The 20,927-nt window shown below is 68.2% G+C and carries 20 protein-coding genes; 8 read left to right on the top strand and 12 right to left on the bottom strand.

Features of this window, described 5'->3' with window-relative positions:
* Positions 1–50: 50 nt before the first annotated feature.
* Genes CXQ96_RS11475 through CXQ96_RS11465 form a run of 3 tightly spaced genes read right to left on the bottom strand, consistent with a single transcriptional unit; the run spans position 51 to position 4,943 of the window.
* Entirely contained in the window at positions 51–1,223 is a 1,173-nt protein-coding gene (locus CXQ96_RS11475) for an acyl-CoA dehydrogenase family protein (protein WP_104118189.1), read from the bottom strand.
* Entirely contained in the window at positions 1,220–3,304 is a 2,085-nt protein-coding gene (locus tag CXQ96_RS11470) for a biotin carboxylase N-terminal domain-containing protein (RefSeq protein ID WP_258059082.1), read from the bottom strand. The genes CXQ96_RS11475 and CXQ96_RS11470 overlap by 4 nt, the downstream gene beginning before the upstream one ends.
* Positions 3,305–3,338: 34 nt before the next feature.
* Entirely contained in the window at positions 3,339–4,943 is a 1,605-nt protein-coding gene (locus CXQ96_RS11465) for a carboxyl transferase domain-containing protein (protein WP_104118187.1), read from the bottom strand.
* 120 nt (positions 4,944–5,063) lie between these two features.
* On the opposite strand from CXQ96_RS11465, the gene CXQ96_RS11460 reads away from it, so the two are divergent.
* Positions 5,064–5,675 carry a TetR/AcrR family transcriptional regulator gene (locus tag CXQ96_RS11460; RefSeq protein ID WP_104118186.1) on the top strand — a complete coding sequence of 204 codons (612 nt, stop codon included), beginning with the start codon at positions 5,064–5,066 and terminating at the stop codon, positions 5,673–5,675.
* Positions 5,676–5,786: 111 nt separating this feature from the next.
* Positions 5,787–6,254 carry a GNAT family N-acetyltransferase gene (locus CXQ96_RS11455; RefSeq protein ID WP_104118185.1) on the top strand — a complete coding sequence of 156 codons (468 nt, stop codon included), beginning with the start codon at positions 5,787–5,789 and terminating at the stop codon, positions 6,252–6,254.
* A gap of 56 nt (positions 6,255–6,310) precedes the next feature.
* Here the strand turns inward: CXQ96_RS11455 and CXQ96_RS11450 are convergent, their stop codons facing one another.
* The 3 genes from CXQ96_RS11450 to pdhA are packed head-to-tail and all read right to left on the bottom strand — an operon-like array spanning position 6,311 to position 10,064.
* Positions 6,311–7,834 carry a dihydrolipoamide acetyltransferase family protein gene (locus CXQ96_RS11450; RefSeq protein ID WP_104118184.1) on the bottom strand — a complete coding sequence of 508 codons (1,524 nt, stop codon included), beginning with the start codon at positions 7,832–7,834 and terminating at the stop codon, positions 6,311–6,313.
* Positions 7,835–7,851: 17 nt separating this feature from the next.
* Positions 7,852–8,874 carry an alpha-ketoacid dehydrogenase subunit beta gene (locus CXQ96_RS11445; protein ID WP_104118183.1) on the bottom strand — a complete coding sequence of 341 codons (1,023 nt, stop codon included), beginning with the start codon at positions 8,872–8,874 and terminating at the stop codon, positions 7,852–7,854.
* Positions 8,874–10,064, bottom strand: a complete 1,191-nt coding sequence (pdhA, locus tag CXQ96_RS11440; RefSeq protein WP_104118182.1) for a pyruvate dehydrogenase (acetyl-transferring) E1 component subunit alpha — start codon at positions 10,062–10,064, stop codon at positions 8,874–8,876. The genes CXQ96_RS11445 and pdhA overlap by 1 nt, the downstream gene beginning before the upstream one ends.
* Positions 10,065–10,250: 186 nt before the next feature.
* Between pdhA and CXQ96_RS11435 the strand changes: the two genes are divergently transcribed.
* The gene (locus CXQ96_RS11435; RefSeq protein ID WP_104118181.1) at positions 10,251–10,727 is read left to right on the top strand and encodes an Lrp/AsnC family transcriptional regulator; all 477 of its coding nucleotides are present in this window, start codon (positions 10,251–10,253) and stop codon (positions 10,725–10,727) included.
* An 89-nt stretch (positions 10,728–10,816) separates the two neighbouring features.
* On the top strand, positions 10,817–11,398 hold the full coding sequence (locus tag CXQ96_RS11430) for a TetR/AcrR family transcriptional regulator (RefSeq protein ID WP_104118180.1): 582 nt from the start codon (positions 10,817–10,819) through the stop codon (positions 11,396–11,398).
* A 118-nt stretch (positions 11,399–11,516) separates the two neighbouring features.
* Here the strand turns inward: CXQ96_RS11430 and CXQ96_RS11425 are convergent, their stop codons facing one another.
* Positions 11,517–13,154, bottom strand: a complete 1,638-nt coding sequence (locus tag CXQ96_RS11425; protein WP_104118179.1) for a cation acetate symporter — start codon at positions 13,152–13,154, stop codon at positions 11,517–11,519.
* On the bottom strand, positions 13,151–13,534 hold the full coding sequence (locus tag CXQ96_RS11420) for a DUF485 domain-containing protein (RefSeq protein ID WP_104118178.1): 384 nt from the start codon (positions 13,532–13,534) through the stop codon (positions 13,151–13,153). The genes CXQ96_RS11425 and CXQ96_RS11420 overlap by 4 nt, the downstream gene beginning before the upstream one ends.
* Positions 13,535–13,756: 222 nt before the next feature.
* Here CXQ96_RS11420 and CXQ96_RS11415 point away from each other — a divergent pair, with 222 nt between their 5' ends.
* The 4 genes from CXQ96_RS11415 (at position 13,757) to CXQ96_RS11400 (ending at position 17,620) form a co-directional block, all read left to right on the top strand.
* A complete protein-coding gene (locus tag CXQ96_RS11415) occupies positions 13,757–14,944 on the top strand; it encodes a histidine kinase (protein ID WP_104118177.1) in 1,188 nt (395 codons plus the stop codon).
* Positions 14,945–14,963: 19 nt separating this feature from the next.
* Complete coding sequence (locus tag CXQ96_RS11410) at positions 14,964–15,683, top strand: LytTR family DNA-binding domain-containing protein (protein ID WP_104118176.1); 720 nt, start codon at positions 14,964–14,966, stop codon at positions 15,681–15,683.
* Positions 15,684–15,780: 97 nt separating this feature from the next.
* Positions 15,781–16,128 carry a DUF485 domain-containing protein gene (locus CXQ96_RS11405; RefSeq protein WP_258059065.1) on the top strand — a complete coding sequence of 116 codons (348 nt, stop codon included), beginning with the start codon at positions 15,781–15,783 and terminating at the stop codon, positions 16,126–16,128.
* A 25-nt stretch (positions 16,129–16,153) separates the two neighbouring features.
* The gene (locus CXQ96_RS11400; protein WP_104118270.1) at positions 16,154–17,620 is read left to right on the top strand and encodes a cation acetate symporter; all 1,467 of its coding nucleotides are present in this window, start codon (positions 16,154–16,156) and stop codon (positions 17,618–17,620) included.
* Positions 17,621–17,670: 50 nt separating this feature from the next.
* Here CXQ96_RS11400 and CXQ96_RS11395 read toward each other — a convergent pair whose 3' ends face one another.
* The 4 genes from CXQ96_RS11395 to pyrH all read right to left on the bottom strand — a co-directional run bounded on the left by CXQ96_RS11395 (position 17,671) and on the right by pyrH (position 20,858).
* Complete coding sequence (locus CXQ96_RS11395; protein WP_104118174.1) at positions 17,671–18,249, bottom strand: DivIVA domain-containing protein; 579 nt, start codon at positions 18,247–18,249, stop codon at positions 17,671–17,673.
* Between the two features lie 79 nt (positions 18,250–18,328).
* Positions 18,329–19,441 carry a phosphatidate cytidylyltransferase gene (locus CXQ96_RS11390; protein ID WP_104118173.1) on the bottom strand — a complete coding sequence of 371 codons (1,113 nt, stop codon included), beginning with the start codon at positions 19,439–19,441 and terminating at the stop codon, positions 18,329–18,331.
* A complete protein-coding gene (gene frr, locus CXQ96_RS11385) occupies positions 19,441–19,998 on the bottom strand; it encodes a ribosome recycling factor (RefSeq protein ID WP_104118172.1) in 558 nt (185 codons plus the stop codon). Before frr ends, CXQ96_RS11390 begins: the two co-directional genes overlap by 1 nt.
* Positions 19,999–20,117: 119 nt before the next feature.
* Positions 20,118–20,858 (bottom strand): UMP kinase, encoded by a 741-nt coding sequence (pyrH, locus tag CXQ96_RS11380; protein WP_104118171.1) that lies wholly within the window; start codon positions 20,856–20,858, stop codon positions 20,118–20,120.
* Between the last annotated feature and the right edge of the window lie 69 nt (positions 20,859–20,927).

The following is a 20,927-nucleotide window of genomic DNA, read 5'->3' as shown; positions in this document are numbered from 1 at the left end:
TCCTCCGCCGTGCCGATGTCCCGAGGTCGCCGCCCGTAGGCCGCAGCAGGCTAGAGCCCGAGTTCCCGTGCGATCAGCATGAGCTGGACCTCCGTGGTCCCCTCGCCGATCTCGAGGATCTTCGAGTCACGGTAGTGCCTGGACACCACGAACTCGTTGATGAAACCGTAGCCGCCGAAGATCTGCGTGGCGTCGCGGGCGTTGTCCATCGCGGCCTCGCCGGCCACCAGCTTCGCGATGGAGGCCTGCGTCTTGAACGGCTTACCCGCGAGCATGCGCGACGCGGCGTCGTAGTAGGCCAGGCGCGCAGTATGGGCGCGGACCTGCATGCGGGCGATCTTGAACTGGATGGACTGGTAGGCGCCGATGGTGCTGCCGAACGCCATGCGCTCGCCGGCGTACCTGATGGACTGCTCCACGCAGCCCTGCGCCGCACCGGTAGCCAGCGCCGCGATGGCGATGCGGCCCTCGTCGAGGATCTGCAGGAAGTTGGCATAGCCCCGACCACGCGTGCCGAGCAGGTTGGCCTCGGGGACCCGGACGTCCTTCAGGGTGAGGGGGTGCGTGTCGGACGCGTTCCAGCCCACCTTGTTGTAGGCCTTCTCCGCCGTGAAGCCGGGAGTGTCGGACGGCACGAGGATGGTGGAAATCTCCTTCTTGACCGTGCCGTCGGGCCGTTCGGACGTGCCCGTGACCGCGGTGACCGTGACGAGGGAGGTGATGTCGGTCCCGGAGTTGGTGATGAATTCCTTCGTGCCGTTGACGACCCACTCGGCCCCGTGCGGGCCTTCCTCGAGCACCGCGGTCGTCTTCGTACCCGACGCGTCCGAACCGGCCTCGGATTCCGTGAGGCCGAAGCCGCCGAGCGCCGTCCCCGCGGCGAGCGAGGGCAGCCACTGCTGCTTCTGCTCCTCCGTGCCGAAGCGGTACACCGGCATGGCGCCGAGGGAGACCCCGGCCTCCAGGGTGATGGCCACCGACTGGTCCACGCGGGCCAGTTGCTCGAGCGCCAGGCACAGGGCGAAGTAGTCGCCGCCCATGCCCCCGTACTCCTCGGGGAACGGAAGCCCGAAGAGCCCCATGTCCCCCATCTGCTTCACGACCTCGTACGGGAAGCTGTGCTCGGCGTCGTGCCTCGCCGACACCGGGGCCACCACTTCGTCCGCGAACTCGCGCACGGTGTCCACGAGGTCCTGGTATTCCTCACTCAGTTCGAAGTTCATGCTGCGTTCCCTTCCGTGGGACTGGCTGGAGCACCGGCTGGAGGACGTGCTGTCGAGGAGCTCGCGCCCGGAGTGGGGTCGATGGCCGCGACGACCTGCTGGGCCCTGACGAGGTCCCCCGGCTTGAGGGACAGGCGGACGACGCCGGACACCGCGGCAGTGAGCTGGTGCTCCATCTTCATGGCCTCGACGGCGAGGAGGACGTCCCCCGCCTCCACTGTGGCGCCCTCCTCGACGGACACGGACACGACGGTCCCCGGCATGGGACTGCGCACCAGTGGATCGGCAGTGCCCTCCTCGCGGGTGATGCGTGAGAGAGCCGCGTCGAGGAGTTCGCGCCTCCCGGGGCGGCGCAGCCGGGAAGACCAGCCGGCCTGAGCCAACCAGACGGTGTCGCCGTCGACGTGGTGCTGGCTGCTTGAGCGCACGCCGTCGATCGTGGCGCCACCGTGCTCGTCGACCCGGACGCTCAGCGATCGTCCCCCGACGGTCGCGGTCCATCCCGTGCCTGACGCCACGAGTTCCACCGTCTCCGATCCGCCCTGGAATTCGAGCGGCACGGCACGCGGACGCACCGCGCCGATCCGGAAGCCGTTCCCGCGGTGCCACGGTGACCCGCTGCGGACCGACGGTGTCGATTCGACCAGCAGGACGGCGGCGAGCGCGAGGTCGGGCGCGGTGATGGGCCTGAACGCGAGGTCCGGGAGCTTGCGTTCGATCAGGGTGGTATCGAGCCGCGCTGAGCGCACGTCGTCGTCGTTCAGGAGCAGGCGCAGGTACTCGATGTTCGTGTCCACCCCGAGCACCACCGTGCCGGCGAGCGCTGCGTCCAGGCGCTCCAGTGCCTCCGCGCGATCCGCCCCCCAGGCGACCACCTTGGCGAGCATCGGATCGTACGACGACGAGACGGCCCCACCGGGCAGCAGGGAGCTGTCGACGCGGATGCCGTCCCCCGTCGGTTCGGACAGTGCCAGGATGCGGCCCGTGGACGGGAGGAAACCGCCCTCGGGGTTCTCGGCGTAGACGCGCGCCTCGACGGCGTGACCCGAGAGGACGACGTCGTCCTGCGCGAGTGGCAGCCTCTCGCCGGCGGCGATGCGGATCTGCCATTCGACGAGGTCCACACCCGTCACGAGCTCCGTGACGGGGTGCTCCACCTGCAGGCGCGTGTTCATCTCCATGAAGAAGAATTCGTCCGGCGCGGTATCGGAGACCAGGAACTCGACCGTCCCGGCTCCCGTGTAGTCGACGCTCCGGGCGGCGTTGCACGCCGCCTCGCCGATTCGGCGGCGTGTGGACTCGTCCAGCAGGGCCGACGGCGCCTCCTCGATCACCTTCTGGTGGCGGCGCTGTAGGGAGCACTCGCGCTCGCCGAGGTGGATCACCGTGCCGTGGCTGTCGGCCAGTACCTGCACCTCGATGTGCCGCGGCCGTTCGATGAGCCGTTCGAGGAACAGGGTGTCGTCACCGAAGGCGCGTGCGGCGACGCGTCGGGCGGTTCCGAGCACCCCCGCGAGGTCCTCCGCCCGGTGGACGGCGTGCATGCCCTTTCCACCTCCGCCTGCCGAGGGCTTGATCAGCATCGGGAAGCCGACGTCGCCGGCCGCGCGCAGGAGATCGTCGTCGGTCAGGCCGGGTTCGGCGATGCCTGGCACCACGGGCACCCCGGAGGTCGCGACGTGGTTCTTGGACCGGATCTTGTCCCCCATCACGTCGAGCGCGTGCACGGACGGGCCAATGAAGACGATGCCGGCCTCCTGCAGGGCTGCCGCGAAGGAGGCGTTCTCGCTGAGGAACCCGTAGCCCGGGTGAACCGCTCCCGCCCCTGTGCGGCGGCAGGCCTCGACGACCGCAGGGATGGACAGGTAGCTCTCGGAAGGCGCTGCACCACCGATCCGTACCGCGAGATCTGCCTCGAGGACATGGCGGGCTCCGGCATCGGCGTCACTGTAGACGGCGACCGAGCGCAATCCGAGTGCGCGGACGGAACGGATGACACGGCATGCGATCTCCCCCCGATTGGCGACCAGGACGGTGTCGAAGGGCCACGAAGCGGTGGTCCGGGACTCGCTGTCCGTCATCGGATCGGGTTTCGTCTGGTGGGGTGTCATCGAGTCACATCCGGAAGAGGCCGAAGGAGGTATCGGGCAGGGGTGCGCCGGCGCAGACGTCCAGCGCGAGACCGAGGACGGTCCTGGTGTCGGCGGGGTCGATGACGCCGTCGTCCCAGAGCCGTGCCGTCGAGTAGTAGGGATTGCCCTGGGCCTCGTACTGGGCGCGGATCGGGGCGCGGAAGGCGTCCTCGTCCTCGAGCGACCACTGCTCCCCGCGGGCCTCCAGCTGGTCCCGTTTCACGGTGGCCAGGACGGACGACGCCTGGCTCCCTCCCATGACGGAGATACGGGCGGCGGGCCACATCCACAGGAAGCGCGGGGAGAACGCGCGGCCGCACATCGAGTAGTTGCCGGCGCCGAAGGACCCGCCGACGACGACGGTCAGCTTGGGCACCCCGCAGGTCGCGACGGCGGTGACCATCTTGGCACCGTTCTTCGCGATGCCGCCGGCTTCGTAGTCCCTGCCCACCATGAAGCCGCTGAGGTTCTGCAGGAACACCAGCGGGATGCCGCGCTGGTCGCAGAGCTCGATGAAATGCGCCCCCTTGAGCGCGGACTCGCTGAACAGCACGCCGTTGTTCGCGACGATGCCGACCCGGTGACCGTGGATCGTCGCGAATCCGGTGATGAGCGTGGTGCCGTACTCGCGCTTGAACTCGTGGAAGAGGGATCCGTCGACGATGCGCGCGATGATCTCGCGGGCGTCGTAGGACGCGTTGACGTCGATCGGGACGGCACCGTACAGCTCCTCCGGGTCGACGGCCGGTTCCGTGACCTCGACGGGCGGGATCGCCAACGAGGGAGCAGGAAGCGTGGCGATGATGTCCCGCACGATCTCCAGCGCGTGCTGGTCGCTCTCCGCGAGGTGGTCGGTGACGCCGGAGATGCGCGAGTGGATGTCGCCCCCGCCCAGCTCCTCCGCGGTCACGACCTCGCCGATCGCGGCCTTCACGAGGGGTGGACCGCCCAAAAAGATCGTGCCCTGGTTCCGGACGATCACGGTCTCGTCGCTCATCGCCGGTACGTACGCTCCTCCGGCGGTGCAGCTTCCCAGCACGGCGGCGATCTGCGGGATCTTCCGGGCGGACATGGTCGCCTGGTTGTAGAAGATGCGCCCGAAGTGGTTGCGGTCGGGGAACACCTCGTCCTGGCGCGGCAGGAACGCACCGCCCGAGTCGACGAGGTACACGCATGGAAGGTGGTTCTCGAGCGCTATCTCCTGCGCCCGGAGGTGCTTCTTGACGGTCATCGGGTAGTAGGTGCCGCCCTTGACCGTGGCGTCGTTCGAGATGACCAGCACATGGCGGCCGTGCACGAGGCCGATACCGGCGATGACACCGGCACCCGGGCACTCGTCGTCGTACATGCCGTTCGCGGCGAGCGGGGCGATCTCGAGGAAGGGACTGCCGTCGTCGAGCAGCTGATCGATGCGCTCGCGGGGAAGCAGCTTGCCGCGGGCTACGTGGCGCTCGCGCGACGCCTCCGGCCCGCCCAGGGCGGTGGTGGCGAGGCGACGCCGCAGGTCGTCGATGAGTTCAGCCTGCGCCGCGTGGTTGGCGGTGAATGACGGTGAGAGCGGATCGACCTTCGAAGTAAGGGTCTCCATCGACTACTTCCTCAAGCACTGATCGGTTAGCGATCGTTAACTGAACTCAGGTTAGTGGTCATTAACCTGGATGTCCATCAGAATGAGGGGATCACTCCCCTGCCGACGACGAGGACCTGCATGGAGGCACCGCCCACGGAAGACCGCGTGACCGGCCGAAGCCTCGCGAAGGCCAGCCGGCGCGCGGCACTCCTCGACGCTGCGGCCCAGCTGTTCGCCGACCGCGGGTACAACGGGGTGTCCATCGAGGACCTCGGCGCCGCTGCCGGGGTCAGCGGACCGGCTGTCTACCGCCACTTCACCGGCAAGCCGTCGGTGCTTTCCGCCCTCCTCACGGGGGTCAGTGAGGACCTGCTCGTTGGTGGGAGGAGCGTAGCCGCCGACGCCTCCTCCCCCGAGGACGCGCTTCGGGCGCTCATCCGCTTCCAGGTGGAGTTCGCCCTGAACAACGCCGACGTCATCCGCGTGCAGGATCGTGACCTGGCATCCCTGCCGCACGACGACGAACGAACGGTGCGTTCGCTGCAGCGCAGTTACGTCCAGGTATGGGTGGACCAGCTCGCCGACCACCTGCCCGACGCCGACCGTTCCCTCCTGCGGCGCAAAGTGCATGCAGTGTTCGGCCTCATCAACTCGACCCCGCACACCGCGCACGGCACCGGGTCGGGACGGGAACTGGCGCAGCTCCGGGATCTCCTGCAGGACATGGCTTGGGCTGCACTGACCGTATGACCCCCGCGCGCGGCCTGCCTCCGGGGAGGCCTGGCTGCCTAGTACGCTGAACCCACGAGAAGTTCCGGCCTCGCCGACCGCCCGGCCACTCCACCGACTGAAAGTACCGCTGTGATCACGCTACGTCCCGTTGAAGCTTCCGACCTCGACGAGTTCTTCTCGCACCAGCTGGACCCCAGCGCCAACCACATGGCCGCGTTCGGCGCGAAGAACCCGTCGGACCGTGGAGTCTTCGACCACCACTGGCAGGACATCCTCAATGACAGCAGGATCACGGTGCGCACCATCCTCTCCGACGGCGACGTCGTCGGCAGCATACTGGCGTACAACGATGACGAGACCCCCGAGATCAGCTACTGGATCGACCGCTCGCGCTGGGGCCAGGGCATCACCACGGCCGCGGTCGGGCAGTTCCTCAACGAGGTGACCCAGCGGCCGATCCGAGCGCGGGCGGTCGCCGACAATGTGAGCTCGATCCGTATCCTCGAGCGCTGGGGCTTCCGGAAGGTCGGTGAGACGCAGGGATTTGCACCTGCACGGGGTGCGGTCGTCCGGGAACTCATCCTCGAACTGCCGTAGGCACTCCCGCACGATGCGGAAGCGCCCACCCGCTCGTGCGGCGGCGTGCTGCGCCTTCAGACCATCGCCAGCACCATCGCCGGGTTCCGCAGGATGGTGCCGACGTCGGCCAGGAAACGTGACCCCTGCTCGCCGTCGACGAGACGGTGGTCGAAGGACAGGCTGAGCGTCAGGACGGACCGGAGGGCGACAGCCCCCTGGTACTCCCACGGCGTCCTCCGCACGGCTCCCATGGCGAGGATCGCGGCCTCGCCGGGATTGAGGATCGGCGTACCGGCATCGATTCCGAAGGTGCCGATGTTGGTGATCGAGATCGTCCCACCCGCAAGATCGGCGGGAGGCGTCCTGCCGGCACGCGCCGTCTCGGTCAGCGAGCGTAGAGCCACCGCGAGGTCCGTCAGCGTCATGGCGTGGGCCGATGCGATGTTCGGCACGAGCAGTCCGCGCGGTGTCGCCGCCGCGATGCCCAGGTTCACGTACGGGTACTGCACGATCTCCTGCGACTCCTCGTCCCACGACGAGTTGAGCGTGGGGTTCCGCGCAACGGCGATGCACACCGCCTTCGACACGATGGCGAGGAGCGTGATCCTCGTCCCCTCGAATGCCCTGCTCGATCTCAGTTCGGCGAGCAGGTCCATGGTCGGCGTGACGTCGATGGTCAGGAACTCGGTCACGTGCGGTGCCGTGAAGGCACTGGCGACCATAGCTGCCGCCGTGTGCTTCCGCATCCCCTTGATCGGGGTGCGCGTCACGCCCGGTGACGACCGCCCGGCCTGTGGAGGTGGCGGCGCTGTCGGTAGCCCGGCGACTGCAGGGTCGCTCGACATGGCTGACGGGATGGTCGCGGAACCTGCCAGCGTCGGGGCTTCCGGTCCACCGGCCGTGCCCTGGTACGCAGCGAGCACGTCGGCGCGCTTGATCAGGGAACCTGGACCGCTGCCGGTGAGCACGTCGAGGGAGATGCCGAGATCGCGCGCGAGCTTCCGGACCGGCGGAGTGGACCGTGGCCGCTCTCCGTTCCGTCGACCGCGCTCCTGCTGCCCCGGCGCGGACGACGACGGCGCGTGCGCCTGGCACTGCACCCGCTCGGGCAGCTGGGCGGACGCGATGGACGCGATCGTACGGCTCCGTCGCTGAGGACGCCCGCCCTGCTCCACAGCCGCCCCGTACCCCACGAGGTTCGGCTCGCGCCTCGCAGGCACTTCTCCGCCGCGTGCACCCGACGGCGGAACAGGACCGACGCCCGCGACCGGATGCGGACCAGGTACCGCACCGTCGACGTCCCCGGCGACGTCGAACGAGACGATCGGCGACCCGACGTCGACCACGGTCCCTGCCGCCACGTGCAGGCGCACCACCTTCCCGGCATACGGGGACGGCAACTCCACGACGGCCTTGGCGGTCTCGACGTCGGCGATGATCTGGTTGAGCACGACGGTGTCGCCCTCGGCGATGTGCCACCGGACGATCTCGGACTCCGTCAGTCCCTCCCCGAGGTCGGGTAGGCGGAATTCGCGGACCGGAACGGCCGGTCCCTTCGTCGCTCCGGCCGCTCCGGCGCCTGTCACCACACCCGTCATAGCGTCCGTCGAGGCACTCATCGCTGCACCGCCGCATCGGCGTCGAGTGCACTGAGTGAGTTCGGTCGACGCAGCACGCGGTCCACGCCGTCGAGGATCCGGTCGAGGTCCGGCAGATGATGGAACTCGAGCTTGGAGTACGGATAGGGGATGTCGAAGCCGGTGACGCGCACGGGTGCGTGCTCCAGGTAGTCGAAGCACCGCTCCGTGATGCTGGCGGCGATCTCCGCGCCGAGACCGCCGGACTGGGCGGCCTCGTGCGTGATGACGAGCCGGCCCGTCCTCCGGACGGACGCCTCGACCGTCCGGAAATCGATCGGCGCGAGGGAGCGGAGATCGATCACCTCGACCGAGATGCCGTCGTCCGACGCTGCGATGGCGGCGTCGCGGGCTGTGGAGACGAGCGGACCGTAGGCCACGAGCGTGACGTCGGTGCCTTCGACGACCACCCGCGCGTCACCCATGGCCGACGACGGCGGCGCCGCCTCGTCCACCTCGCCCTTGACGTGATAGCGGCGCTTGGGCTCGAAGTACAGCACGGGATCGTCGCTCGCGATGGCCTGCTGGATCATGGTGTAGGCGTCCTGCGGGTTCGAGACACTCACCACGCGCAGGCCTGAGGTGTGCGTGAAGTAGGCCTCGGGGGATTCGGAGTGGTGCTCGGGCGAACCGATGCCGCCGCCGAAGGGCACCCGGATGGTGATGGGCATCTTCACGGCCCCCTGGGTGCGGTAGTGCAGCTTGGCAACCTGGCAGACGATCTGGTCGAAGGCCGGGTAGATGAACCCGTCGAACTGGATCTCGACCACCGGGCGGTAGCCGCGGTAGGCCAGCCCGACCGCGGTACCCATGATGCCGGCTTCGGCGAGCGGAGTGTCCAGCACGCGGTGTGCCCCGAAGTCCTTCTGCAGTCCGTCCGTGATGCGGAAGACGCCTCCGAGCTTCCCGATGTCCTCACCCATCAGGACCACCTTCGGATCGTCGTCCATCGCGCGGCGAAGGCCTGCGTTGATCGCTCGGCCGAAAGTCATCGTGGGCATCAGCGGGACCCTTCCTGTGACGCCTGGGCGAAGGAGGCGAGATACCGTTCGTAATGGTCCTGCTGGCGGTCGAGCCAGGAGTTCGGCTCGCTGTAGACATGCCTGAAGACGTCCGACGGCGCCGGCTCCGGCATCGCCAGGCAGCCCTCGCGCAGTGTCGCGGCGGTGGCGTCCGCCTTGGCCTTCACCGAATCGGCGTAGTCCGCGTCGAGCAGGCCGAGGGAATCGAGCAGGGCCGCGAGCCGTGCCAGCGGATCCCGGGCCGCCCAGTCCTCGAGCTCGTTCGGGTCGCGGTAGCGGGTCGGATCATCCGCCGTCGTGTGCGGGCCCATGCGGTAGGTCACGGCCTCGATGAAGGTGGGACCGCCACCTGCGCGCGCACGGGCGAGGGCCTCACGCGTGACAGCCAGGCATGCGAGGACGTCATTGCCGTCGACACGCACGGAGGGAATGCCGAAACCGGGCGCCCGGCGCGCGATCGGCACGTGGGCCTGGAGACCCACAGGCTCCGAGATGGCCCAGTGGTTGTTCTGGCAGAAGAAGATGACGGGCGCCTGGTAGCTCGCGGCGAACACCATCGCTTCGTTGACGTCCCCCTGGCTCGTTGCTCCGTCGCCGAAGTAGGCGACGGCGACGGAATCCGCGCCGTCATGGATGATGCCCATGGCGTAGCCGGTGGCATGCAGCGACTGGGCTCCGATGATCACCTGCGGGGTCGCCATGTTGATGGAGTACGGGTCCCATCCGGACGAGGCGTTGCCGCGCCAGACCCGGAGGATGTCCGTCAGATCGACTCCCCGGCAATACGCCACGCCGTTCTCGCGGTAGCTGGAGAAGACGAAGTCGTCGGCCCGCAGTGCGCGACCGGACCCGATCTGCGCGGCCTCCTGCCCCAGCAACGGTGGCCAGAGCGCGAGCTCGCCCTGGCGCTGGAGAGCGGTCGCCTCCGCATCAATGCGACGCACCACCACCATGTCCTCGTAGAGTCGCCGCAGGGCCGGACCGTCGACATCGGCCACGAGCTCGTCATATCGAACATCTGCGTGGCGTACGCCGTGGGGATCGATGAGCTGGACGAGTTCGTCCGCGCCCTCGTGGGCCGCGCCCGGATGGACTGTTCCGGACGCCGGTCCGGAGCCGTGGTCACCGCTGGTTGATCCCGATCCTGGCCGGGCTTCGTCCTGGGCCATTGCACGCAACCTTCGCATTCGCAGACAACCCTCCGCCGGCTGTCCGCACGGCTGGGAGGGCTCCGGGCGCCATTACCCGAAGTGGTTGTGACCCTACTCACAGGCAGCAGGTGGCACAACTGTTATCTCTTCGACTGAGCATCTTGCTCTATCCGCACGACAGTCCCCGTGTTAGCGTTGCGCACTATGCAACCCCTGGACCTCACCGACACGCGGCTCCTGCAGGCCATCTCGAAGGACCCACGGCGCACCGTCGTCGCCCTCGCGCAGAAGCTGGGACTCTCCCGGAACACGGTGCAGGCAAGGATGGCGCAACTCGAGAAGAAGGCCGTATTCCTTTCGTTCGAGCGGCGGATCAACACCGTGTCGCTGGGCTATCCCCTCATGGCCTTCATCCATGTCCATGTGCAGCAGCAGAAGCTGGCATCCATCACGCACAGTATCGCCGCCATTCCCGAGGTCATCGAGGCGTTCGGACTGACGGGTCAGGCGGACATTCTCGTCCGCGTGGTTGCCGTGGATGCCGAGGATCTCTTCCGCATCAACGGCAAGATCCTGGCGTGCGACGGTGTGGAGCGCTGCGATACCTCTCTCGCGATGGGAGAGCTCATCCCGTTCCGCGTGGAACCGCTGCTCGCACGCGGACCGCGCACGGCGTCCTGACCTCCCCGCCAGAGAGGCCGGCACACCGGGTTCGGTGGGACGTGATTCCTACTCCCCGGCCCCCTGCCGCCTGCCCCTACACTCGACGCATGGGCACAAAGGCGCAGGGTACCTATGCCAAGGGCATCGAGCGACGACGCGAGCTGCTGAGGATCGCCGCCGAGGTGTTCATCGCCGAGGGTTTTGAAGGCACCACCCTGAAGCTCGTCGCGGAGCGGGCAGGCATCAAGGAAGCAACGCTGTTCCACTACTTCAGCGGGAAGCAGGACCTGCTCACGGCCGTCCTCGCGGACCGCGACGAGCAGACCACCGCCAGGCACGGCGGCACGACGGCGTCCCTCGCGGACCTTCCGGACATCGCTGCACACAATGAGCGACATCCCGGGCTGACGGCACTCTTCGCCGTGGCGTCAGCGACAGCCACGCGGCAGGGCCACGCTGCGCGGGACTACTTCCGTGAACGCTATGCCTGGCTCATCGAGACGACGGCGAATGACATCTCCGCTGCACAGTCCCGCGGGGAGATCCGCTCCGACATCAGTCCGGAGGACGCGGCCCGCATTATCATCGGCGTGTTCGACGGCATCCAGCTCCAGTGGCTGTACGACCCGTCGGTGAGCATGCCGGCCGCCCTGACCAACGTTCTCAGGCTCCTCGACGCGCGTCCCTGACCAACACGCGCAGGCCCGTCCGGATCAGGACCGGACAACGGCAGAGACCGCCCCTCCTGTCGGTGGGACGGTCTCTGCGCGTGGAACGGGTGGAGCGGTCGGGAGGGGTCGACGACGCCTAGTGGTCGGTCGCCTTCTCGGCGCCGACGCCTGTGAGCGAGCGGACCTCCATCTCGGCCTGCTTCATCGGGTCCTCCTTCGTGCGAGAGAGCGTGGTGCCCAGCCACCCGAGGAAGAACGCCAGCGGGATCGAGACGATGCCCGGGTTGCTGAGCGGGAACACAGAGAAGTCGGCGCCCTGGATCATCGACTTCTCGCCGCCGGAGACGACAGGCGAGAGGGCGATCAGCAGGATGGCCGAACCCAGTCCGCCGTACATGCTCCAGACCGCACCCTGGGTGTTGAACTTCCGCCAGAACAGCGAGTACAGGATCGTCGGCAGGTTCGCGCTGGCCGCGACCGCGAAGGCGAGTGCCACGAGGAACGCGACGTTCTGGCCCTGGGCGCCGATGCCGCCGAGGATGGACAGCAGGCCGATCACGACCACCGTGCGCCGTGCGACCTTCACCTCGCCGTCCGGGTTGACCTTGCCCTTGCGGATCACGCTCGCATAGATGTCGTGGGCGAAGGACGCCGCGGCCGTGATCGTCAGTCCCGCGACCACCGCCAGGATGGTGGCGAACGCTACGGCCGAGATCAGCCCGAGGAGGATGGATCCGCCCAGCTCGAAGGCCAGCAGCGGTGCAGCCGAGTTCACGCCTCCCGGTGCGGCCAGGATGCGCTCCGAACCTATCAAGGCACTGGCGCCGTAACCGAGCACCAGGGTGAAGAGGTAGAAGGCACCGATGAGCCAGATGGCCCAGACCACGGAGCGTCGGGCCTCCTTGGCCGTGGGAACGGTGTAGAAGCGCATGAGCACGTGCGGCAGCGCCGCGGTGCCCAGCACGAGCGCGAGGGCGAGGGACAGGAAGTCCAGGCGTGTGATGGCACTGAGGCCGTACTGCAGGCCCGGGCTCGTGATCGCCTCGTTGCCGGAGGTCTCGATGGCGGCACCCAGCAGCGTCGAGAGGTTGAAGCCGTGCAGCGCAAGGACCCACACCGTCATGATGAACGCACCGGCGATCAGGAGGCAGGCCTTGATGATCTGCACCCAGGTGGTGCCCTTCATGCCGCCGATCAGCACGTACATGATCATGAGGACGCCGACGACGGTGATGACGACGGACTGGCCGAGGCGGTCGTTGATGCCCAGCAGGAGCGAGACGAGTCCGCCCGCACCCGCCATCTGGGCGAGGAGGTAGAAGAAGCAGACGGCGAGCGTGGTGATGGCCGCCGCGATGCGTACGGGACGCTGCTTGAGGCGGAAGGACAGGACGTCGGCCATCGTGAACTTGCCGGTGTTGCGCAGCAGCTCCGCAACCAGGAGAAGGGCCACGAGCCATGCGACGAGGAAGCCGATGGAGTACAGGAAGCCGTCGTAGCCGTTGATCGCGATCGCGCCGACGATACCGAGGAAGGACGCCGCCGAGAGGTAGTCGCCCGCGATGGCCGTGCCGTTCTGCCCACCCGTGAACGAGCGACCGGCTGCGTAGTAGTCGGCGGCCGTCTTGTTGTTGCGGCTGGCCCGAAGGACGATCACGAGCGTGATGGCGACGAACAGCCCGAAGATCGCGATGTTGAGCAGAGGCGATCCGACGGTCGTCACCTCGGTGGTCTGCAGCGGCACGTGGACGGCCGCACTGGTGATGGAAGTCATTTGTTTCCGCCTGCTGGGTCGATGAATGCTTCGGGTGCCGCTTCCTCGAGCTCATGGCGAATGTTCGCCGCGATGGGGTCGAGGCGCCTGTTGGCGTAGCTCACGTACCACATGGTGATAGCGAAAGTGCTGACGAACTGCAGCAGCCCGAGGATGATGCCGATGTTCACGTTGCCGATGACGGGCGTCGCCATGAAGTCGTGGGCGTAGTCCGCCAGCAGCACATAGGCGAAGTACCAGAGCAGGAAGAACACTGCCATGGGGAAGACGAAACTGCGGTGGCGCTTGCGCAGTTCCTTGAACTGCTCGGTCTGCTGGACTTCGGTGAAGTCGACGGCAGCACCGGAGCCGGCGACCGGCTCTACTGGGTGCGAACCCATTGTTCCTCCTTCGTTCGGGATGTCACCCAGCCGCCGCGCGGCGTCGTCGCCGCGCGGGGAAGGCACGTCACTGTGACTCCCATCACTTTGAGGTACGACGACGCACTCCGCCAGCCGCGCGCACCATGGTGTCGGTGAGCGCGCAGCAGGGTGCGGTGAACGGTCGGTGGGTGCGCCGGATGACCGGGACGAGCAGCCTTCGGTGGCCGCTACTGTGGATCCATGTTCAGCGCCGCCGTCGATACCGCCCTGGTGTGCGCCGTCGCGATCATCACGCTCGCCGTCGTCGCGTCCCTCGGGTTCCGCCTCTCCCGCTCCTACCGCGACCTCGGATCCGACGCCGACCGGGCGACCTACGCCACCCTCCATACCGCGGCCCTCGCGTCCGAGCACCTGCGCGAGGGACTGACGCCCGCCGGCGCGACGAAGGCGAGCCGCCACCTCCGCGGACTGCTGCGCTGCGACATCCTGATGATCAGCGACGACGCCGGCGTGCTTGCCTGGGACGGCGGGCGTGGCACCCCGCCGGACGTGATGCCGCTCGTACGCCAGGTGCTCGACAGCGGGCGGACGCAGATCGTTCGCCGCCAGCGGCTGGACAACGTCGGGCTGACCGAGCTGGGCGAGCTCGTGCTGTCTCCGGTGCGCGTCGACGGACGCGTGGTGGGCACCGTCGGCGCGTTCGCGAGCGACGTCAATGCGGGACTCGTCCGGGCCACGAACGAACTCGCCGGGTGGGTCTCCACCCAGGTGGAACTCGCGGAGCTCGACTCCTCCAGGCGGCTCCTCGCCGAGGCGGAGGTACGGGCGCTCCGCGCGCAGATCAGTCCGCACTTCATCTACAACTCGCTGAACGCGATCGCATCCTTCATCAACACCGACCCGGCGCGGGCGCGTGAGCTCGTGGTCGAGTTCGCCGACTTCACCCGATACTCGTTCCGTCGTCACGGCGACTTCACCACGGTTGCCGAGGAACTGCGCAGTATCGACCGTTACCTCCTCCTCGAGCGCGCGCGCTTCGGTGACCGGCTGAAGGTCAGCCTCGAGATCGGGCCGGAGGTCCTCAGCACCGTCATCCCCTTCCTCAGCCTCCAGCCGCTCGTCGAGAACGCCGTGCGGCACGGACTCGATTCGAAGGACGGCGTCGGGAACATCACGATCACGGCGCACGACGTCGGTCCCTTCGCCGAGGTGACCGTCGAGGACGACGGCGTCGGGATCGAGCCCGAGCACCTCCGCTCGGTCCTGGCCGGACACACCGAGGGGGTGCACGTGGGGCTGCGGAACGTCGATTCCCGCCTGCGCCAGGTGTACGGCGACGACTACGGTTTGATCATCGATACCGCGCCCGGAGCAGGCACGCTCATCACGATGCGCGTGCCCAAGTCGCAGCCCGACCACCAGGCATGAGGCGCGTAACCTAGGAACCATGGTCAATGTTGTCATCGCCGACGATGAGCTCCCCGCAGTCGAGGAGCTGGCCTTCCTGCTCCGCAAGGACGCCCGCATCGGAACGATCCACCGGGCATCGAGTGGAGCCGAGGCGCTGGGCGTGCTCGAGCAGCACAGCGTCGACGCACTCTTCCTCGACATCCACATGCCGTCGCTCTCGGGGCTGGACATCGCCCGCGTCATCTCCCGCTTCAACCGGCCGCCGGCCGTCGTGTTCGTCACCGCGGACGAGGACCGGGCGCTCGAGGCGTTCGAGCTCCGAGCCGTCGACTATCTCCTCAAACCCGTCCGGACCGAGCGGCTGGCCGAGTCCGTCCGGCGGGTCTGCGAACTCATGGAGGGCGCGACGGCGGCGCCCGAGGTCATCACGGTGGACCAGGGCGGCGTCAGCCGCATGATCAGGCGGGACGACGTCCGGTACGTCCAGGCGCAGGGCGACTACGCACGCCTGCACACGTCCGAGGCGAGCTACCTCATCCGGATCCCGCTCAACGACCTCGAGCGCCAATGGGCGGAGGCCGGCTTCCTCCGCACGCACCGCTCCTACCTCGTCGCGATGGACCAGGTGCAGAAGGTGCGCATCGGCGCCGGCCGTGCAAGCCTCTTCGTCGGGGACGCGGAGCTGCCGGTCAGCCGCCGCCATCTACCCGACGTGCGGGAGAAGCTCGAAGCCACCCGACTCCGCCCGAGCCATTGACGGCGCACCGCGTGCGCCTGCTGCTGCTCCGTCCGGATCGTTCCGGCGGAACCGTCCTATGATCCCGGGGCCCTCCGGACCGCCCCGCCGGATCCGGGTGACCGCTCCCAGGACCGCTGCCCGTGCGACGGGAGCATCCTTTCCCGTGGCTCGGGAGATGGCGGAGCAGTCGGAGGTGGGCCAGTTGTTCGTGGAGTCGCTGATCAGGTCGCAGCTGCGGTTGGCGCTCGTGGTGGCCGGGGGTTTCCTGGTGATCCTCATCGGGATCCCGGTGCTGCTCGCCGTGTTCCCCGACATCAACGGCGTCACGATCCTGACGGTACCGATTCCGTGGCTGCTGCTGGGGCTGGGCATCTATCCCCTCGTCATCGGGTGCGCCGTCCTCTACGTGCGCAGCGCCTCCCGGAACGAGCGGCACTTCCAGGACCTCGTGGACGATGACTGACGCGTTCCACAACGGCGCGCTGCAGCTGAGCCCGGCCGTCGGCTACACGGCGCTCGTCCTGGTCGCACTGAGCACCGTCCTGATAGGGATCTACGGGCTGCGCATCTCCCGGACGACCGGCGACTTCTATGTCGCCTCGCGTACGGTCCGCCCGTGGTGGAACGCCTCGGCCATCGGAGGAGAGTACCTGTCCGCCGCGAGCTTCCTCGGCGTCGCCGGCCTCATCCTCATCTCCGGCGTGGACGCGCTGTGGTTCCCGATCGGCTACACCGCCGGCTACCTCATGCTCCTGCTGTTCGTCGCCGCTCCGCTCCGGCGATCAGGCGCGTACACCATCCCGGACTTCGCCCAGGCGAGGCTCGACTCGCTCCTGGTGCGCCGGGTGACCAGCATGCTCGTCGTCGTCGTCGGGTGGCTGTACATCGTCCCGCAGCTCCACGGCGCTGCGCTGACCGTCCGGATCACCACCGGGCTGCCCTCGTGGGTGGGTCCGCTCGCCGTCGTCGTCGTGGTGTGCCTCAGCGTGGTCACCGGCGGCATGCGCTCCATCACCTTCGTCCAGGCCTTCCAGTACTGGCTCAAACTCACGGCCCTCGCCGTCCCGGTGGCGTTCATCCTGTTCCGCCTCGGTGCCGACGGCCGGCCGATCACGGCGGGCGGGAGCGCCTTCACCGCGGACCTCAACACGACGGCCGAAGCCTCCCTGTACGGCACGATCTCGCTCGTCATCGCGCTGCTGTTCGGGACGCTCGGGCTGCCCCACGTCCTCGTGCGCTTCTACACCAACCCCGACGGCGCATCGGCGCGCCGGACGACGCTCATCGTCCTCGGGCTCCTCTCCGTGTTCTACCTCTTCCCCACCGTCTACGGCATCCTCGGGCGGATACACACTCCCGAACTGGCGGCGGAGGGATCAGCGGACGCCACCGTCCTCCTCCTGCCCGGGCGCATCTTCGACGGAATGACGGGTGACGTGCTGTCCGCCCTCGTGACGGCAGGCGCCTTCGCGGCGTTCCTCTCGACGACGAGCGGACTCGTCGTCTCCCTCGCCGGCGTGGTGAGCCAGGAATTCTTCCAGGGCAGCGTCGCGGGATTCCGGCGGGCGGCGCTCCTGTCGGCGCTCATCCCCCTCGTCATCGCCCTGCTGACCGACAGCCTCGCGCTCGCGGGAAGCGTCGGGTCGGTTTTCGCCTTCACGGCCTCCACCATCTGCCCGCTGCTACTGCTGGGCATCTGGTGGCGCGGCCTCACCGACGCCGGCGCGATCGCCGGCATGCTCGCCGGCGCAGTCCTGTGCGGCGGAGCGATCGCGGTGACGGCGCTGATAGGTCCTGGTACAGGGGACGACCGGGTGTGGCTGGGACAACCGGCCCTGTGGACGGTGCCGACAGCTTTCATCACCATGGTGGTGGTATCGCGGGCGACGGCAGGACGGAAACCGGCATCGGCGTCGCGCGTGCTGGCACGCCTCCACACTCCCGAACCCCGGTAGGAGGGCCTGGGGCGGCACGCGGCCGGGCGCGGGCGGTACGCGTCCGTGGGTCAGTCGATGCCGGCCATGAGTTCGACGACGCGGTCCAGGAATCCGTCGACCTGGTTCTCCTCGTACCCGTCGGCGCCGCGCGCCTCACGGAACACCGCGCGGCGGACGACGTCGACACTCATGGGCAGGTCGTCCTCGAGGTACTGCAGGAGCTGATCGCAGAGGCGGTCGACGTCCTCGATGTCGTAGCTCGGGCTGTTCCTCTTCGTGGGACGGCGGAAGCGCTCTCCGGGCGGGCGGTGGAGGCGGTTGCGGAGGACGGCCGCGGTCCGGCCGATCTCGCGCAGCCAGGCATCCTCGCCCTTCGTGCTGATGAGGTGGTCGCGTTCCCGCTGCGCGAAGACGTCCTCGAGCCTGTCCAGGGCGGCGTCGACCGCTTGTGGCTCGTACCCGCCCTTCACAGGGTCGAACGCCATGGCGCGGACGTCCCTGCTCGTGATGGCGTCCCCGTCGGGGTCCTCTGCGTTGTAGTGCGCGCGGGCCTTCGTCAGGAAGCGATCGACCTGACGGGTGTTGTAGCCGAATTCGCGGCGCCCGACACGCGCGAAGGGGGAGCTGCCCGGGCGAGCCACGTCCATCGATGAAAGTCCTTCTGCTGAATCCTCTGAGTGCCTGCGGAGCCCTGTGCCTCCGGCGGGTCGTGCCGCTGACCTGCGGCTACAGCAACCCCGGTACCAATGTAGCGGACAGCAGGTACGCCACCGGGGAGGCGAGGACGATCGAATCCAGGCGGTCCATCACTCCCCCGTGGCCGGGCAGGATCGTGCCCATGTCCTTCACGCCGAGTTCCCGTTTGACCATCGATTCCGCCAGGTCCCCGGCCGTGGCCGACGCGACGATCGCCACGGCGAGCACCAGGCCGATCCACAGCGGCTGGTCCAGCAGGAGGACCGCGCAGAAACCCCCGACGACGAACGCTCCGCCGATCGAACCGCCGAAGCCCTCCCACGATTTCTTCGGGCTGATCTTCGGCGCCATGGCGTGCTTGCCGAAGAATGCCCCGATCAGGTATCCGAAGGTGTCGTTCGCGACCACGAGCAGCAGGAGCGTGGCGATGACGAGGAACCCGCCCTCCGCGCGCATCAGCAGCATCGCGAAGCTCAGCATGAAGGGGACCCACAGCACCGTGAACGTGCCTGCCATGAGGCTCTTGGCCGCATCCGGCGCAGGGTCCAGCGATCGCCAGAGGAAGAGCCCGAGAATCGAGAAGACGGCAGCGACGGCGAGCCCTTCGGCTCCTCCGAGATAGGCCGAGAACGGAAGGACGAGTGCCCCGGCCAGGGTGGGCACCACCGGCACGGAAATGCGCCGGAGCTCCAGCGCCCGGCAGATCTCCCACACCCCGACGGCCCCGAACAGCGTGACGATTCCGACGAAGACGATCGGGAAGAACAGCAGTCCCACCAGGACGGGGATCAGGAGGCCCGCGCCGACGCCGATGGCCGCCGGTAGGTTGCGCCCGGCACGTGACGGCGTTCCGGGCACCTTGGCAGGACGGCGGCGCTTGAAGAGGCCGTGGCCGGTTGCCCCTGACGCGCGAGCGGCTCGGATCGCCCTGCGCGACCCAGGGACGGGCGTCGACCCGGTCTCCGCGTGCGGACCGGCGGCTACCGCTGCATCCTGCGTGGCGGCGATGCCCGTCCCGGCGTCGACCGGGCTAGCATGCGGACGCGCGGCATCGGGGGCGACGACGACGCGCGTGTTGTCTGTTCCGGCGGCAGGCGTCGATGGCTGCCCGGGTGCCGCACCGGGAGGATCGTGGTCTGCCATCAGACCTCGAGCAGCTCCGCTTCCTTGCGCTTCAGCAGCTCGTCGATGAGGTCCACGCGTGACTTGGTGAGCGCATCGAGCTCCTTCTCGGCGCGTGACCCCTCATCCTCGCCGGCGTCGCCGTCCTTGACCGCCCTGTCGATGCCGTCCTTGGCCTTGCGACGGATGTTCCGGATCGAGATCTTCGCGTCCTCCGCCTTGGTCTTGACGACCTTGACGTATTCCTTGCGGCGCTCCTGCGTCAGCTCGGGCAGGACCACGCGGATCACGTTGCCGTCATTCGAGGGATTGGCGCCGAGGTCGGACTCACGCAGCGCCTTCTCGATGTCGTTGAGAACGGCCCGGTCGAAGGGCGTGATGAGCAGCGTGCGTGCTTCCGGGTTCTGGAAGGATGCCAACTGCTGCAACGGGGTGGGAGCACCGTAGTACATCACCACGACCTTCGAGAACAGGGACGCATTGGCGCGGCCGGTGCGGATCGTCGCGAAATCGTCCTTTGCAACCTCCACGGCCTTGTCCATCTTGTCGGTGGCTTCCAGCAAGGTCTCTTCGATCACAATGTCTCCTTCGCTCTGCAGTCGGCTGCCCGGCAACCGTTCCAGTGGTCAATCCTAGTTCACCCCGGTGCGCCGTCCCGGCACCGGCAGGGCGGCGTTGCCCTGTCCGCTCCGAGCGGCTAGGCCGTGACGAGCGTTCCCAGCCTCTCACCGCGGATAGCACGCGTGACGTTGCCCTCGCCCTCCATGCCGAACACCACCATCGTCAGGTTGTTGTCCTTGCACATGGTCATCGCGGTCTGGTCCATCACGCGGATGTCACGGCGCAGCGCCTCGTCGTAGGACAGGGTGTCGAGCTTCTCCGCCGTCGGATCCTTGTGGGGGTCCGCGGTGTAGACGCCGTCGACGCCGCTCTTGGCCATGAGGACCTCGTCGGCGTGGACCTCCAGGGCTCGCTGGGCCGCGACCGTGTCGGTCGAGAAGTACGGCAGGCCCGCTCCGGCGCCGAAGATCACGACGCGCCCCTTCTCCAGATGGCGGATGGCCCGCCGCGGAATGTAGGCCTCGGCGACCTGGCCCATCGTGATGGCGCTCTGCACCCGTGTCTCGACCCCGGCCTGCTCGAGGAAGTCCTGCAGTGCGAGACAGTTCATCACGGTGCCGAGCATTCCCATGTAGTCGGCTCGGGAGCGGTCCATGCCGCTCTGGGAGAGCTCGGCCCCACGGAAGAAGTTGCCACCGCCCACGACGATCGCGACCTCGACCTCACCCACCGTTGCCGCGATCTGCTGCGACACGGACCGGACGGTCTCGGGATCGACGCCCAGCTTGCCGCCGCCGAATACTTCGCCGGAGAGCTTGAGGAGGACACGACGCCGCGCCTGGGCACCACCCGTCGGAGCAGTGGAAGTGGTGTCCATGAAATGCCTCCCGGGCGTTGGCTGGTGGCCGCTCCTGGTCGGGCGGCCGGTTGTACGAGGTGCGGGGTG

Source organism: Arthrobacter sp. B1805, assembly GCF_002929745.1.
Lineage (GTDB): Bacteria > Actinomycetota > Actinomycetes > Actinomycetales > Micrococcaceae > Arthrobacter_D.
The sequence above is the reverse complement of the archived record's forward strand: the minus strand, read 5'-3'. Positions and strand labels throughout refer to the sequence as shown.

Bases quoted from the DNA above. Each gene is read 5' to 3' on its own strand.
- CXQ96_RS11475 (WP_104118189.1), bottom strand. From the start codon at position 1,223: ATGAACTTCGAACTGAGTGAGGAATACCAGGACCTCGTGGACACCGTG.
- CXQ96_RS11470 (WP_258059082.1), bottom strand. From the start codon at position 3,304: ATGACGGACAGCGAGTCCCGGACCACCGCTTCGTGGCCCTTCGACACC.
- CXQ96_RS11465 (WP_104118187.1), bottom strand. From the start codon at position 4,943: ATGGAGACCCTTACTTCGAAGGTCGATCCGCTCTCACCGTCATTCACC.
- CXQ96_RS11460 (WP_104118186.1), top strand. From the start codon at position 5,064: ATGGAGGCACCGCCCACGGAAGACCGCGTGACCGGCCGAAGCCTCGCG.
- CXQ96_RS11450 (WP_104118184.1), bottom strand. From the start codon at position 7,834: ATGACGGGTGTGGTGACAGGCGCCGGAGCGGCCGGAGCGACGAAGGGA.
- CXQ96_RS11445 (WP_104118183.1), bottom strand. From the start codon at position 8,874: ATGCCCACGATGACTTTCGGCCGAGCGATCAACGCAGGCCTTCGCCGC.
- pdhA (WP_104118182.1), bottom strand. From the start codon at position 10,064: ATGGCCCAGGACGAAGCCCGGCCAGGATCGGGATCAACCAGCGGTGAC.
- CXQ96_RS11435 (WP_104118181.1), top strand. From the start codon at position 10,251: ATGCAACCCCTGGACCTCACCGACACGCGGCTCCTGCAGGCCATCTCG.
- CXQ96_RS11430 (WP_104118180.1), top strand. From the start codon at position 10,817: ATGGGCACAAAGGCGCAGGGTACCTATGCCAAGGGCATCGAGCGACGA.
- CXQ96_RS11425 (WP_104118179.1), bottom strand. From the start codon at position 13,154: ATGACTTCCATCACCAGTGCGGCCGTCCACGTGCCGCTGCAGACCACC.
- CXQ96_RS11420 (WP_104118178.1), bottom strand. From the start codon at position 13,534: ATGGGTTCGCACCCAGTAGAGCCGGTCGCCGGCTCCGGTGCTGCCGTC.
- CXQ96_RS11415 (WP_104118177.1), top strand. From the start codon at position 13,757: ATGTTCAGCGCCGCCGTCGATACCGCCCTGGTGTGCGCCGTCGCGATC.
- CXQ96_RS11410 (WP_104118176.1), top strand. From the start codon at position 14,964: ATGGTCAATGTTGTCATCGCCGACGATGAGCTCCCCGCAGTCGAGGAG.
- CXQ96_RS11395 (WP_104118174.1), bottom strand. From the start codon at position 18,249: ATGGACGTGGCTCGCCCGGGCAGCTCCCCCTTCGCGCGTGTCGGGCGC.
- CXQ96_RS11390 (WP_104118173.1), bottom strand. From the start codon at position 19,441: ATGGCAGACCACGATCCTCCCGGTGCGGCACCCGGGCAGCCATCGACG.
- pyrH (WP_104118171.1), bottom strand. From the start codon at position 20,858: ATGGACACCACTTCCACTGCTCCGACGGGTGGTGCCCAGGCGCGGCGT.